Origin of the sequence: Streptomyces sp. PsTaAH-124 (assembly GCF_000373685.1) — a bacterium.
Lineage (GTDB): Bacteria > Actinomycetota > Actinomycetes > Streptomycetales > Streptomycetaceae > Streptomyces > Streptomyces andamanensis.
Window position 1 is genome coordinate 229652 of the sequence record NZ_KB892157.1, and the last position, 14524, is coordinate 244175.

9 protein-coding genes are annotated in these 14524 nt (G+C 74.4%); all 9 read left to right on the top strand.

The window, feature by feature from the left end; genetic code table 11:
- The first annotated feature begins 1 nt into the window (after position 1).
- From B086_RS0100905 to B086_RS0100945, 9 genes are read left to right on the top strand one after another with little or no spacing between them, the layout of a single operon-like run.
- Positions 2-1321, top strand: coding sequence for a nucleotide sugar dehydrogenase (locus B086_RS0100905; protein WP_018564537.1), 1320 nt, complete (start codon positions 2-4; stop codon positions 1319-1321).
- Entirely contained in the window at positions 1311-2591 is a 1281-nt protein-coding gene (locus tag B086_RS0100910) for a glycosyltransferase family 4 protein (RefSeq protein WP_018564538.1), read from the top strand. Before B086_RS0100905 ends, B086_RS0100910 begins: the two co-directional genes overlap by 11 nt.
- The gene (locus tag B086_RS0100915) at positions 2588-4123 is read left to right on the top strand and encodes a Wzz/FepE/Etk N-terminal domain-containing protein (protein ID WP_018564539.1); all 1536 of its coding nucleotides are present in this window, start codon (positions 2588-2590) and stop codon (positions 4121-4123) included. The genes B086_RS0100910 and B086_RS0100915 overlap by 4 nt, the downstream gene beginning before the upstream one ends.
- Entirely contained in the window at positions 4120-5634 is a 1515-nt protein-coding gene (locus B086_RS0100920; protein WP_018564540.1) for a Wzz/FepE/Etk N-terminal domain-containing protein, read from the top strand. The genes B086_RS0100915 and B086_RS0100920 overlap by 4 nt, the downstream gene beginning before the upstream one ends.
- A gap of 3 nt (positions 5635-5637) precedes the next feature.
- Entirely contained in the window at positions 5638-7578 is a 1941-nt protein-coding gene (gene asnB, locus B086_RS0100925; protein ID WP_018564541.1) for an asparagine synthase (glutamine-hydrolyzing), read from the top strand.
- 33 nt (positions 7579-7611) lie between these two features.
- Positions 7612-9807, top strand: coding sequence for a bi-domain-containing oxidoreductase (locus tag B086_RS0100930; RefSeq protein ID WP_018564542.1), 2196 nt, complete (start codon positions 7612-7614; stop codon positions 9805-9807).
- Complete coding sequence (locus tag B086_RS0100935) at positions 9804-11759, top strand: heparinase II/III family protein (protein WP_018564543.1); 1956 nt, start codon at positions 9804-9806, stop codon at positions 11757-11759. Before B086_RS0100930 ends, B086_RS0100935 begins: the two co-directional genes overlap by 4 nt.
- 8 nt (positions 11760-11767) lie before the next feature.
- Positions 11768-13300 (top strand): right-handed parallel beta-helix repeat-containing protein, encoded by a 1533-nt coding sequence (locus B086_RS0100940; RefSeq protein WP_026251980.1) that lies wholly within the window; start codon positions 11768-11770, stop codon positions 13298-13300.
- On the top strand, positions 13290-14522 hold the full coding sequence (locus B086_RS0100945) for a membrane protein (protein ID WP_026251981.1): 1233 nt from the start codon (positions 13290-13292) through the stop codon (positions 14520-14522). Before B086_RS0100940 ends, B086_RS0100945 begins: the two co-directional genes overlap by 11 nt.
- Positions 14523-14524: the final 2 nt, after the last annotated feature.

Consider the following 14524-nt stretch of genomic DNA (forward strand, 5'->3'; position numbering starts at 1 on the left):
CATGAGGGTCAGCGTTCTCGGGCTCGGCTACGTGGGCTGCGTGTCGGCCGCGTGCCTGGCCCGCATGGGGCACGACGTCATCGGGGTGGACGTGAACCAGGTCAAGGTCGACCTGGTCGCCGACGGCAGGGCCCCGGTGGTCGAGGAGGGGATCGGCGAGCTGGTCGCCGAGGTCGTACGGAGCGGAGCGCTGCGCGCCACCGCCGATGTGCGCGAGGCGGTCCGGGAGAGCGAGGTGTCGCTGGTCTGCGTGGGCACCCCCTCGGAGCCCAACGGCTCCCTGTGCACCACCTATCTGGAGCGGGTCACCGAGGAGATCGGCGCCGCGCTGGCCGAGCGCGGCGGGCGGCACACCGTCGTGTTCCGCAGCACCATGCTCCCGGGCACCTGTCTGAACCTGCTGGTGCCGATCCTGGAGAAGCACCTCGGCGGCACGGCCGGGGTGGACGTCGGGGTCGCGGTCAACCCGGAGTTCCTGCGCGAGGGCACCAGCGTGCGGGACTTCTTCGACCCGCCCAAGACCGTCATCGGCGAACTGGACCCGGCCGCCGGGGACGTGGTGGCGGCGCTCTACGACGGCCTGCCCGGCGAGGTGTTCCGGGTGCCGGTCCCCACGGCCGAGGCCATCAAGTACGCGGACAACGCCTTCCACGGCCTCAAGATCGGCTTCGCCAACGAGTTCGGCGCGGTGTGCCAGGCGCTCGGGGTCGACTCGCACCAGGTGATGGACGTGTTCCTGGCCGACCGCAAGCTGAACATCAGCCCCGCCTATCTGCGGCCCGGCTTCGCCTTCGGCGGCTCCTGCCTGCCCAAGGACCTGCGCAGCCTGGTGCACGCGGCGCGGCGGGCCGATGTCTCGGTGCCCATCCTCGCCCATGTGCTGCCCTCCAACGCCGACCACCTCCAGCGCGCGGTGGAGCTGGTGGAGCGCACCGGCAGACGCCGGGTGGGCCTGTTCGGGCTGTCCTTCAAGCCCGGCACCGACGACCTGCGCGAGAGCCCGCTCGTCGAGCTGGCCGAGCGGCTCTTCGGCAAGGGCTACGACCTGCGGATCCACGACGCCAACGTGAGCCTGTCCCGGCTGCTCGGCGCGAACCGCGAGTACGTGGAGAACCGGCTGCCGCATCTCGCGCAACTGCTCGCGGACTCCGTCGAGGAGGTCCTCGACCACGCCGAGGTGTGCCTGGTCGGCACCAGGGACCCGGCCGTGCTGTCGGCGCTGCCCCGCGGTGGCGGCGGCCCGGTGATCGTCGATCTCGTCCACCTCCCCGACGCCGAAGCGCGCCGGGCCGAACCGGGGTACATGGGCCTTGCCTGGTGACACGTCGTTCGACCACACATCCGCCCACGGCCGGCCGGGGCGGCGCGCGCTGATCCTGGTGGAGAACCTGTCGGTGCCGTTCGACCGGCGGGTGTGGCAGGAGTGCACGACACTGCGCGACGCGGGCTGGGAGGTGCACGTCATCTGCCCCCGGGGCGGCAAGCGGGACACCGAGCCGGAGGCGGTGATCGACGGGGTGCGGATCCACCGCTACCCGCTGCGCGCGGCCACCGGAGGCCCGGCCGGGTATCTGCGGGAGTACGGATCGGCGCTGTGGCACACCTTCCGGCTGGCCCGCAAGGTCGGCCCGGTCCATGTGGTGCACGCCTGCAACCCGCCCGACCTGCTGTTCCTGCCGGCGCTGTGGCTGAAGCGGCGCGGCGCGCGGTTCGTCTTCGACCAGCACGACCTGGTGCCCGAGCTGTATCTGTCCCGGTTCGGCCGCGGCGAGGACCTGCTCCACCGCGCCGTGTGCGCGCTGGAGCGGCTGACCTACCGGGCCGCGGACGTCGTGCTGGCCACCAACGAGAGCTACCGGGACGTCGCGGTGCGCCGGGGCGGCCGGCGACCCTCGGACGTCTTCGTGGTGCGCAGCGCGCCGGACACCGACCGGTTCCGGCCCGTGCCGCCCGAGCCCGAGCTGAAGCGCGGCAAGCCCCATCTGCTGTGCTATCTCGGCGTCATGGGCCCGCAGGACGGCGTCGACTACGCGCTGCGGGCCCTCGCGAAGCTCCGGGACGAGCACGGGCGCACCGACTGGCACGCGGTGTTCGTCGGCGCCGGTGACACCTTCGACGCGATGGTGGAGCTGTCGCGGCGGCTCGGCCTCGCGGACCGGGTGGAGTTCACCGGGCGCGTCCCGGACGCCGATCTGGTGCGCTACCTGTGCACCGCGGACGTGTGCCTCTCCCCCGACCCGCACAACCCGCTCAACGACGTGTCGACCATGAACAAGGTCCTGGAGTACATGGTGATGGGCCGTCCCGTGGTCTCCTTCGACCTCCGGGAGGCACGGGTCTCCGCCGGGGACGCCGCCGTGTACGCGCCCGGCAACGACGAGAGCGAGTTCGCCCGGCTCGTCGCGAAGCTGCTGGACGACCCGGAGAAGCGCGATCTGATGGGCAAGACCGGCCGCGAGCGGATCGACGGGCCGCTGTCCTGGCGGAATTCGCAGGCGGCGCTGCTCGCCGCCTACGCCGCCGCCTGCGAGGGCCGTACCCCGGCGCCGAAGGGCGGCCCGCTCCGGGCGGGGCGGAGGCCGCGCCGTTGAGCGACGACACGATACGCCTGGTCACGGTCGGCCGGATCCTCCGTGGCCGCTGGCGGCTGCTCCTCGTGCTCACCGTGCTGGGCGCGCTCGCCGGTTACGGCGCCTCCCTGCTGTTCCCGCCGCGCTACACGACGTCGGCGTCGGTGCTGCTGCCGGGGGCGTGGGAGGAGCGCGAGCTGCTGACCCAGCAGGAGATCGCGACCAGTTCGGCGGTGACCGACCGGGCCGCCGCCGCGCTGCACTGGTCCGGGGTCGGCGGCAAGGACCTGCGGCGCCGGGTGAGCGCCAGGACCGCCGACGGGAACATCATCACGATCTCGGGCACGGCCTCCACCCCGGAGCGGGCGCAGCAACTGGCCGACCAGGTGGCCCGGCAGTTCGTCGCGTTCGCCGCGCAGGTCGTGAACGCGGGCACCGACTCCGACGCGGCGGCGCAGCTCGACACGCTGCGGCAGATGGTGGTGCAGACCAGCCGCCGTATCACCGAGCTGGCCGACGCGGCCGATCCGGGGCGGACGGTGGAGAGCGTGCAGACCCGCACCGAGCTGGAGAAGCTGCGCACCTCGCTGCGGGAGGCCATCACCAAGCTGGACCAGGCCGACCCGACGGCCGGCAAGGCCACCATGGTCGTCATGGGCCCGGCGGCCCGGCCGTCCGGCGAGGCACCGCCGACCCGGTGGCAGCTCATGGGCGCCGGGGCGCTGCTCCTCCTCCTGCTCGCGGTCCTCGGCCAGCTCGCCGCCGCCCGGATGAGCCGTCGGCTGCGCACCGCGCCGGAGATCGCCGCGGCGCTGGGTTCGCCGCTGCTGGGCACCGTCGACGTACCCGGTGAGCGGTCGGCGCACCGGCCGGGCGGCCGTGGCGCGCGGGCCCGGCTGCGCCGGGTGCTGGGCACCGACGTCCGGTGGGACGTACCGGTGCCGCGGGTCGCCGCCGACGAGGCGGGGCGGCGGATCCGCCATCGGCGGGTGTGGGCCCGTCTCCAGGACCGGCTGACGTCCCCCGGGCGGCTGCTGGTCCTCGTCCCGGACGGCGACGAGATCGCCCGCCGGGCCGCCGGGCTGCTCGCCGCCGAGGCCGGGAGCGGTCCGGCCGCCCCGGATTCCCTGGCTTCCGCGGCTTCCCCGGTGTCCGCGGCTTCTCCGATTTCCGCGGGCTTCAGGGGTTCCTCGGGCCTCACCGGCGCCTCGGGCCTCACAAGCGCCTTGAGCTCCTCGGGCTCCTCGGGCCTCACGGGCCTCACGGGCGGGGACCGCTCCGAGCCGCGGGTGGTGGGGATCTCCGTGTCGCGGCCGCTGGTGCCGGACCGCGACGGCGAGTCGGGCGCCCTGGTCGTGCTCAGCGCGGGCCACTGGACCGCGGACGAGCTGGCGGGCATCGCCGAGGCGTGCGCGGACGCCGAGCACGAGATCGTCGGCGTCGTCCTCGCCGCCCCGGTCCGGTCCCGTCCGGCACGCTCCGCCGGACGTCCTCCGAAGGCCGCCGCGACGGGGTCCGCGACCGGCGACGACGCGAAGGGAAGCCGAGGGTGACGACGAGCAACACCGCGGAGTCGCCGGCCGCCGCTCCGCTGCTGGACCTGCACGCCCTGGTGGTGGCGGTGCGCAGACGGCGCCGCCTGTGGTGCTCCCTGGCGCTGCTGGGACTGCTCGCCGGTGCGGCGGTCGCGGTCCTGCGGCCGCCGCCGCCCACCGCCGTGACCGAGGTGCTGGTCGCGCACCAGGAGGACCAGCCCAACGACCCCGGGACGCTCATCCGTACCGATGTCGCGCTGCTGCACACCACACGGATCGCCGGTGCGGCCCTGAAGTCCCTGCACTCCGCCGAGGCGCCGGAGGACTTCATGCGGGACTACCAGGGGGCCGGTCTGACCAACAACCTGATGCGGATCACCGTGACCGGCGCCAGCGACGCGGAGGCGGTGGCCCGTGCCGGGGCGCTGGCCGACGCGTTCGTCGCCGACCATGTGCGGCGGATCCAGGCGGCCGCGAACGCCGAGGCCAAGGCGCTGCTCGACCAGCGGGACCGGATGCAGGGTGAACTCGCCCAGGTCAACAAGGCGATCGGGGACGGCACGCCGCAGAGCGGGCCGAAGGAGTCGGCCGACCTGGAGTCGCTCTTCGCCCGCCGGGCCGAACTCACCTCGCGGATCACCGACTTCAGCCAGCGCGCCGCCGACGCCCGCATCGGCACGCCCCGGCTCGTCGCCGGTACGCAGATCGTGGACGCGGCGCGTCCGGTGCGGCACTCCCTGCCCCGGGCCGCCGTCACCGACGCCGCGATCGGGCTCGTCCTCGGGCTGGCCCTCGGGCTCGCGGTGGCCGCCGTGGGCGCGGTGGTGGCCGACCGCCCCGTACTGCGCCGGGAGATCGCGGCGCACCTCGGCGCCTCGGTGCTCGCGGAGCTGCCCCACCGCCCCGGACGGCGCCGCAGGACCCGGGCGGCGCACGAACGGCTCACCGCGTTCCTGGCCCGCACCGTGCACGGCTCGCCGGAGCCGGTGTCGCTGCTGGAGCTGGGCTGCGCGCGCACCGCGAGCGCGCTCGCGGTGGACCTCGCCCGCGCGCTGGCGGAGCGGGGGCGGCCGGTGACCGTCGTGGACGGGCTGCCCGGCACCCGGCTCCCGGGCCGCCGCCCGCGCCCGGACGACCCGGCCGTGATCGGCGGCGAGGAGGCCGCCGGACTGCCGCGCCACGAGCGGTGGATCGGCGTGGGCTCGGTGGCGCCCGGCACGGCGTGGACCGACCTGCGCCATCTCGGCACCCGGACCGTGCTCGTCGTACGGGCCGGGCACGCGGGCACCGCCTGGCTGCACACCGTGGCCCGGCACCTCGCCGACCAGCGCGTCCCGGTGCTGGGCGTGGTGCTGGTCGACCCCGATCCGCGCGACCGCACCGACGGCACGCTGTGGGACGGGCCGCACACCGCGCTGCGCGGCGCGGGCGAGCGCACGGCCCGGCTCAACGGAACGGGTCCGCGGTGGACGGAGCTGCCGCCGACGCGGGCGGCACGGGTCCCGGACAGCGATCAGGAGGCGCGGTAGCACATGTGCGGCATCGCAGGCACGTACCGGTGGCCGGACGGCAAGGCCGTCGCCGACCGGCTCACCGAGGTCCTCGCCCACCGCGGTCCGGACGGGGCGGGGCGGTACAGCCACCCCGTGGGGGACGGCGAGGTGCACCTCGGGCACCGCCGGCTGGCCGTCGTGGACCTGTCGCCGACCGGCGCCCAGCCGATGGTCTCCGGCGGCCTGGCCCTGACGTACAACGGCGAGCTGTACAACGCGCCCGAGCTGCGTGCCGAACTGGCCGCCGCCGGGGTGCGCTTCCGCGGCACGTCCGACACCGAGGTGCTGCTGGAGGCGTGGCGGCGCTGGGGCACGGACTGCCTGCCCCGGCTGCGCGGCATGTTCGCGTTCGGGGTGTTCGACGAGCGGACCGGTGATCTGGTGCTCGCCCGCGACCAGTTGGGCATCAAGCCGCTGTTCGTGCTCCGCCGGGGCGAGGGCCTGGTGTTCGCCTCCGAGCTGAAGGCGCTCGCCGCCGTGAGCGGCGGTTCGCTCCAGGTGGACCACGCGGCGCTGGTGGCCTCGCTGCTGTACTACTGGGTGCCGGACTCGCGGTGCGCGTTCCGCGAGGCGGAGAAGCTGCCGCCGGGGAGCTGGCTGAGGTGCCGGGCCGACGGGCGGGTGGAGCGCGGCCGGTACTGGCGGCTGAAGGACGTCGCCGCCGAGGGCGCCGAGCGGGCCCGAAGCGGCGAGCGGCCGGATCTCGCCGCCGTGGTGGAGGAGTCGACGCGGCGCCATCTGCTCTCCGACGTGCCGGTGGCCGCCTTCCTCTCCGGCGGGCTCGACTCCAGCTATCTGACCGCGCTGGCGGCCCGCGAGCGGCCGGGCCTCTCCGCCTACACGATCGGGTTCCGCGCCGAGGACGCCCGGTTCGAGGCGATGCCGGACGACCTGCGCTACGCCCGGCAGGTGGCGGAGCGGTTCGGGGTCGATCTGCACGAGATCGAGATCGCCCCGGACGTGCTCGACCTGCTGCCCCGGATGACGTACCACCTGGACGAGCCGATCGGCGACCCGGCGGCGATCAACACCTTCCTGATCTGCTCGGCCGCCCGCGACGCCGGGGTCAAGGTGATGCTCTCGGGGATGGGCGCCGACGAACTGTTCGCCGGGTACCGCAAGCACCTGGCCAATCTGCTCGCGCTGCGCTACCAGCGCGTGCCCCGGCCGCTGCGGCACGGTCTGTCCCGGGCCGTGGACCGGCTGCCGGTGGCCTCGGCCCGCCGGGGCTACCGGTCGGTGCGCTTCGCCAAGCGGTTCCTGTCCTTCGCCGGGCTGCCGGAGGAGACGGCGTTCCGGCGCAGCTACACCATGTACGACCGGGACGAGCTGCTCGCGCTGGTCGACCCGGACCTGGCCGGGTCGGTCGAGGACGTGCTGACCGAGCACGCGGACGTGTACCGGGACAACACGCTCGACGACTTCGTCAACCGCATGTGCCTGGGCGACGCCCGGATGTTCCTGCCGGGCCTGAACCTCGCCTACACGGACCGGTCGAGCATGGCCGCCTCGACCGAGGTGCGGGTGCCGTACGTGGACGTCGAGGTGGTGAAGGCGGCGTTCGCGGTGCCCGGCGACCGCAAGATCGTCGGGCGGCAGGGCAAGGCCGTCCTCAAGGAGGCGGCGGGCACGGTCCTGCCCAAGGAGATCGTGTACCGGCCCAAGGGCCTGTTCAGCGCCCCGCTGCGGGCCTGGATGAGCCGGGACCTGGCGCCGCTGGTGCGCGAGGTGGTGCACGACGGCGAGCTGGTCCGCTCCGGGTTCCTGCGCCGCGACGCGCTGGCGCGGATGGCCGCCGAGGACGCCGCCGGGCACCGGGACTTCTCCAAGCATCTGTGGCATGTGCTGACCCTCGAACACTGGTATCGCGGCGCGGTCACCGGGACCGGCCCGCACGCTCCTTCGACGTCGACGGCTTAGAGACAGCAGAGACATGAGAGACAAGGGACTTCGGTGAAACAGGTCGTGCAGAACTACCGGAGCGGCGAACTGGCGCTGCTCGACGTGCCGGTGCCCGGGTGCAAGCCGGGCGGAGTGCTGGTGCGGAGCGCCTACTCGCTGATCTCCACCGGGACCGAGCTGATGAAGGTGTCCGAGGCCGGCATGTCGATGCTGGGCAAGGCCCGTTCGCGTCCCGACCAGGTGGCCAAGGTCGTGCAGAGCGTCGCGGCCAACGGGGTGCCGGCCACGTACCGCAAGGTGATGGGCAAGCTGGACTCCTACACGCCGCTGGGCTACTCGCTGTGCGGGGTGGTCGAGCAGGTCGGCGCCGGGATCGACGAGGTGAAGGCCGGTGACCTGGTGGCCTGCGCGGGCAACGAGCACGCGCTGCACGCCGAGCTGAACTGGGTGCCGAAGAACCTCTACGCACCCGTGCCCGACGGCCTCGCGCCCCGGCACGCGGCCTTCGGCACCGTCGGCTCGATCGCGTTGCAGGGCGTGCGCCAGGGCGAGTCGCGGCTCGGCGAGGTGGCCCTGGTCATCGGCCTCGGGCTGATCGGGCAACTGGTGGTGCAGTTGCTGACGGCCTCCGGGGTGCGTGTGGTCGGGGCCGACCCGGATCCGGCGCGCTGCGAACTGGCCGCCCGCCTCGGCGCGGTGGCCTGCGGCGATCCGGCCTCGGCCGCCGTGGAGAACTCCGTCGCCGAGCTGAGCGGCGGCCACGGCGCCGACCAGGTGTATCTGGCCGCGGGCGGCGGCAGCAACCAGCCCGTGGAGCTGGCCGCCCGGCTCGCCCGGGACCGGGGCCGGGTCGTCGACATCGGCAAGTGCCGCCTGGACCTGCCCTGGAACGCGTACTACGAGAAGGAGCTCGACGTCCGGTTCTCCCGCTCCTACGGCCCCGGGCGCTACGACCCGGAGTACGAGCTGGAGGGGCGGGACTATCCGATCGGCCATGTGCGCTGGACCGAGCGGCGCAACCTGGCGTGCTTCCTCGATCTGCTGGCCCGCGGCCGCGTCGACGTGGAGCCGCTGATCTCCCATCTGGCCGACTTCGACGACGCCGTGGAGACGTACCGGCGGCTGGAGGGCGGCGAACTGAAGGCCGTGGCCGTGCTGTTCCGCTATCCGGGGCCGCCCGGGGCGGCCCCGGAGGCGGCGGCGCCGGCGGTGGCCGTGCCCGCCGTGCGGCGCGGCGGCGCGGCGCAGCCACCGGCCCGGCCCGCCGGGACTCCGGTGCGGCTGGCGTTCGTCGGCGCGGGCAACTACGCGACGTCGATGCTGCTGCCGCACCTGGCGGGCCGCGAGGGCGTCGAACTGTCCGCCGTCGTCACCACGACGGCGCTGTCCGCGGCCAACGCCCGGCGCACGTTCGGCTTCGCCCGTGCCACCACCGATCTCGACACGGTGCTCGGCGACCCGTCCGTCGACGCGGTGTTCGTGGTGACCCGCCACCACTCGCACGCCGAGCTGACCCGCAGGGCACTGCTGGCCGGCAAGGCGGTGTTCGTGGAGAAGCCGCTCGCGCTCACCGAGGACGAGCTGTCCGGGGTGCTCGCGGCGGTGGAGGAGTCCGGCAACGACCGGATCCAGGTGGGCTTCAACCGCCGGTTCGCGCCGCTGCTCCAGGAGGCAAGGAAGCTGCTCGGCACCCGGACGGGACCGGCGAGCCTGCGCTACCTGGTCAACGCCGGGCGCCTCGAACACGGCAGCTGGTACCTCCAGCAGGGCACGGAGGGCTCGCGGTTCACCGGTGAGGGCGGGCACTTCATCGACACGGCGAGCTGGCTGCTGGGCGCCGACCCGGTCTCGGTGTACGCCGTCGCCCCGCCCGGCCAGGAGGACCTCCAGGTCGTGCTGTGCTACCCGGACGGCTCCACCGCGACCGTCAGTTACGTCACCGGCGGGGCGCCCGGCTTCCCCAAGGAGACGCTGGACCTGGTCGCGGACGGCAAGGTGCTGCGCCTGGACGACTTCGTCCGGGCCGCCGTCCACGAAGGGCGCCGCAGGCAGTGGGCCGGGTCCCGGCTGCCCCGGGCCCGGGACAAGGGGCAGAACGCCGAACTCGCCGCGTTCGTAAGGGCGGTGCGCACCGGTGGCCCGATGCCGGTGCCGCTGGAGTCGCTGGTCGCGACCACGTCGGCCACCCTCGCCGTGCGGGCCTCGCTGGCGGCCGGCGGGCCGGTGACCCTGGCGGCGGCGCGATGACCATGGGCGCGGGCTGGTACCTGCGGCGGCTGTCCCGGATGGGGCCGCGGGAGATCGGCGGCCGGACGGCCGACGCGGTGCGCAGACGGCGGTGGCGGTCGGCGGCGCCGCCGAGGCGCCCGGAGGTGACCGGCGCCCGGTTCACGGCGGTGCTGCCGGCGGGCACGGCCGCCGCGGTGCCTCCGGACGCCGCCAAGCGCCTGCTGGCCGAGGCGGACCGGCTCATGGCCGGGCACGGCGGCTGGTTCGGGGTGGCCCGCGACGACCTCGCCGACCCGGACTGGTCGTACGACCCGAGGACCGGGCGCCGGGCCCCCGGCGGCTACGCGTTCGACGTGCCGTACCGGGACGAGGACGCGGTCGGGGACATCAAACAGATCTGGGAGCCGTCCCGGCACCAGTACCTCACCGTGCTCGCCGCCGCCCACGCGCTCACCGGCGACGAGCGGTACGCGGAGCGGGTGGCCGCCCTGCTGCGGTCGTGGTGGGCGGCCGAGCCGCCGCTGCGCGGGGTGCACTGGACCAGCGGCATCGAGCTGGGGATCCGGCTGCTGTCGTGGGTGTGGGTCCGACGGCTGCTGGAGGGCTGGCCGGGCGCGGCGGCGCTGTTCGAGGACAACCCGGTGGCGCTGGACCAGATCTGGCACCACCAGCGCTGGCTGGCCGCCTTCCCCAGCCGGGGCTCGTCGGCGAACAACCATGCCGTCGCCGAGGCCGCCGGGCAGTTGGCCGCGTCCTGCGCGTTCGGCTGGTTCCCCTCCTCGCCGCGCTGGCGCGCCGACGCGCTGGCGTCGCTGGAGCGGCACCTGAGGAGCAACACCTTCGGCTCCGGTCTCAACCGCGAACTGGCCACCGAGTACCACGGTCTGGTCCTCGAACTGGGGCTCGCGGCCGTGGCGGAGGCGGACGCCACCGGTGTGCCGGTGCCCGCGGTGGTCCGGCTGGTGCTGCTGCGGATGACGGACGCGCTCGCGGCCGTCGTGGACAACACGCTGCGGCCGCCGCGCCAGGGCGACGCGGACGACGGGCACGGCCTGGTCGTGGACGGCGCGGGCACCGACCGCTGGGGCTCGCTGCTGGCCACCGGGGACGCCGTGTTCGGGCGGCTGGACTGGTGGCCGCAGGTGCCCGGCACCGATGTGCGCACCCCGCTGCTGGCCGCCCTGCTGCGCCCCGGCGCCCCGGCCGCCTCCCGCCCGGCTAGGCGGCCGGACCACTTCGCCGACGCGGGCCTGACCGTGCTGCGGAGTTCTCAGGGAATCTGGTGCCGCTGCGACGGCGGCCCGCACGGCTTCCTGTCCATCGCCGCGCACGCCCACGCGGACGCGCTGTCCGTGGAGGTCCGGCACGACGGGGTCGACGTGCTCGCCGACCCGGGGACGTACTGCTATCACGGGCAGCCCGCGTGGCGGCGGTACTTCCGCTCGACGCTCGGCCACAACACCCTGGAGCTGGACGGCGCCGACCAGTCCGGCTCCGGCGGCCCGTTCCTGTGGACGCGTCAGGCCCGCAGCCGGGTCCTGGCCGCGGACCCGTCCGGCGCCGAGAGCGGGGGGACCGCCCGCTGGTGCGCCGAACACGACGGCTACCGGCCCTCCGTGCACCGCCGCCTGGTGGAACTGGACGGCACCACAGAGGAGTTGCGAGTCGTCGACGAGGTGCGCGGACCGCGCCGCGCCGTACGCCTGGCGTTCCATCTCGGCCCGGCGGTCACCGCGGACCTGGCGGGGCACCGGGCCGTGCTCACCTGGACCCGGGACGGCGAGGACCGCCGTGCGGTGCTGGACCTGCCCGCGCGGCTGGACTGGCGGGCGCACCGCGGCGAGAGCGACCCGCCGCTCGGCTGGTACTCCGCCGGATTCGGCCGCAGGGAGCCCGCCACGACCCTGGTCGGCACCGGATTCACCGACGGCACACAGGAGTTCACCACCGTGCTCGGGTTCGGCGGCTAGGGGGGCGTGTGGGGAACAAGTGGCGGCACCGGAGGCTGCCCGCGGCAGTGCTGGCGCTGGCCCTGTCGGCGGCGGCCGGCTGCGACGGCACGCACACCGCGCGGCCGAAGCCGACCGCCGCGCCGTCCGCGTCCGCGGCCCGGGTGTGCGCCGAGCCCGCGCCCGGTCCCGCGAAGGCACCGGCGGGCGCGGTGACCGTCGACCCCGCCGTCACCGGCGACCTGGCCGCCAAGACCAGGAACAGCCCTCCGCACACCACCTTCTGGCTCCGGCCGGGCACGCACCGGCTCGGCCCGGACCGCTACGCCCAGGTCCTGCCCAAGGAGGGCGACACCTATCTCGGGGCGCCGGGCGCGGTGCTGGACGGCCGGAAGACCAACCAGTACGCGTTCGGCGGCACCGCCCGCGACGTCACCATCCGCTTCCTGACCGTGCGGGGGTTCGCGGCCCCGCAGAACGAGGGCGTCGTCAACCACGACTCGGCCGACGGCTGGGTGATCGAGCACGCCACCATCCGCGACAACTCCGGCGCGGGGCTGATGGCCGGGGCCCGCCAGCAGGTCCGCGCGAGCTGCCTGCGCGGCAACGGCCAGTACGGCATGAACGCCTACAAGGGCACCGGGCGGATCACCGGCCTGGTGCTCGACGGCAACGAGATCACCGGCAACAACACGGGCGACTGGGAGCGGCGCGAACCGGGCTGCGGCTGCACCGGCGGCGTCAAGTTCTGGGACGTCGACGGCGCCGACGTACGCGGCAACTGGGTGCACGACAACCGCGGGGCCGGGCTGTGGGCGGACACCGACAACAACGACTTCCTCGTCGAGAGAAACGTGATCGAGGCCAACGACGGCGCCGCGCTGATCTACGAGACCAGCTACAACGCGGTCGTCCGCGACAACACGATCCGCCGCAACAACCTGGTGGAGGGCCGCCGTTACGCCGACCGCGGCGACACCTTCCCGTTCGCGACCGTCTATGTGTCCGAGTCCGGCGGCGAACCGCGGATCCCGGCCCGCACGGACAAGATCGAGATCTACCGCAACCTCCTGGAGGACAACTGGTCCGGCATCACCCTGTGGGAGAACGCCGACCGGTTCTGCAACAGCCCGGCCAACACCTCCTCCGGCTCCTGCACGCTGCTGGTGAAGGACGCCCGCCGCTGTGCGCGGCCCGCGATCGCCCGCGCGCCGCTCTTCTCCGACTGCCGCTGGAAGACCCAGCGGGTGGACATCCACGACAACCGCTTCGTGCTGGACAAGGCCGCCGTCGGCTGCACGGTGAAGTGCGACCGGATGGCGGTGCTCGCCAACTACGGCACGTACCCGGACTGGTCGCCGTACCAGGGCGAGCGGGTGGCCGAGGCGATCACCCTGGGGCAGCACAACCGCTGGCACGACAACGTCTACGTCGGGCCGTGGACGTTCGTCGCGCACGACCCGAGCCGGACCCTGGACCGGACGCAGTGGCAGGGTGCGCCCTACCACCAGGACGCGGGCAGCACCTTCCCCGCCCAGGGCGGTGACCCGGATGGCGGCTGACCGCACGTCGCGGATCGTCGGGGCGTCCTGGGGCCTGCTGGTCCTCAACACCCTCGGCTCCGCCGGGGCGCGCACCATCGTGCCGCTGCCCCGCTCCCTCATCCAGATGGTCACCATGGGCGCGCTGGTCGCCGCGTTCGCGCTGGCGCTCGCGGTCAACCCCCGGGTGCGGATCCGGCCCGGCGCCTATCTGCTGCTGCTCACCCTGCTGCTGGTGCCGAGCGTGATCTCCAGCGTGCATCTGGCGTCCGGGTTCGGCGCGCTGTTCCGCTGCGGCCGGCTGGCGCTGTTCGTCAGCACGCTGTGGCTGCTCAGCCGCTGGTGGGACGGCGGCACGACGTTCGTACGGCACCACATCCGGATGTATCTGGCGGTGCTCGCCTCGGTGGCCGCCGGTCTGGTCGCCTCGCCGGGCGCGGCCCTGCCCGACCTCTACGGCGGGCGGCTGGTCGGCGCGTGGTGGCCGCTGACCCCGCCGCAGATCGGGCAGTACGCGGCGGTGATCATCGGGCTGACCGTGCTGCTGGTGCTGGGCCGCCGCACCGACCGGACCAGTGCGGCGGTGGTCGTCGTGCCGTCCCTGGTGCTGCTGGCGCTGACCCACACCCGCACGGCCACGCTGGGGCTGCTCGTCGGGCTGGCGGCGGCGATCGGCTCGCTGGTGCTGACCAGCGCCGCCGCCCGCCGGTTCTTCGCCTGGGCCCTGCTGTGCGGCGCGGTGGCCGCGGTGGGCTTCTCCTCGGCGGTGCAGACGTGGTTCCTGCGCGGGCAGAGCCAGGAGAACTTCTCCAGCCTCACCGGCCGCGCCAAGGTGTGGCACGCGCTGCTGACGGCGCCCCGGACGACCACGGAGTACCTGTTCGGCGCGGGCCTGGGCGACAAGTCCTTCGACGGGCTGCCGATCGACAACAGCTGGCTGGCCGTCTACAACGAGCAGGGCGTGCTGGGCGTCGCCCTGGTCGCGGCGGTCATCGCCGTGCTGGGCGGTGTCGCGCTGCTGCGCCCGCCGTCGCTGTCGCGGGCCTGCGCGATCTTCCTGATCACCTACTGCGCCATCGCGTCGTACACCGAGGCCGGGCTGGGCGACGCCTCGCCGTATCTGCTGCATCTGGCCGTGGCCGCCTCGCTGCTGGCGGCGCCCGCCGAGGCCGCCGCGCTCCCGGCGCCCGGCGTACCCCGGCGGCACGTGCCGCGCTGGGCCAAGAGTGGGGAGGTGAGCTGAGC

What these genes read in the sequence shown, in the direction of transcription:
- B086_RS0100905 (WP_018564537.1), top strand. Translation starts at nt 2, where the DNA reads ATGAGGGTCAGCGTTCTCGGGCTCGGCTACGTGGGCTGCGTGTCGGCC.
- asnB (WP_018564541.1), top strand. Translation starts at nt 5,638, where the DNA reads ATGTGCGGCATCGCAGGCACGTACCGGTGGCCGGACGGCAAGGCCGTC.
- B086_RS0100935 (WP_018564543.1), top strand. Translation starts at nt 9,804, where the DNA reads ATGACCATGGGCGCGGGCTGGTACCTGCGGCGGCTGTCCCGGATGGGG.
- B086_RS0100945 (WP_026251981.1), top strand. Translation starts at nt 13,290, where the DNA reads ATGGCGGCTGACCGCACGTCGCGGATCGTCGGGGCGTCCTGGGGCCTG.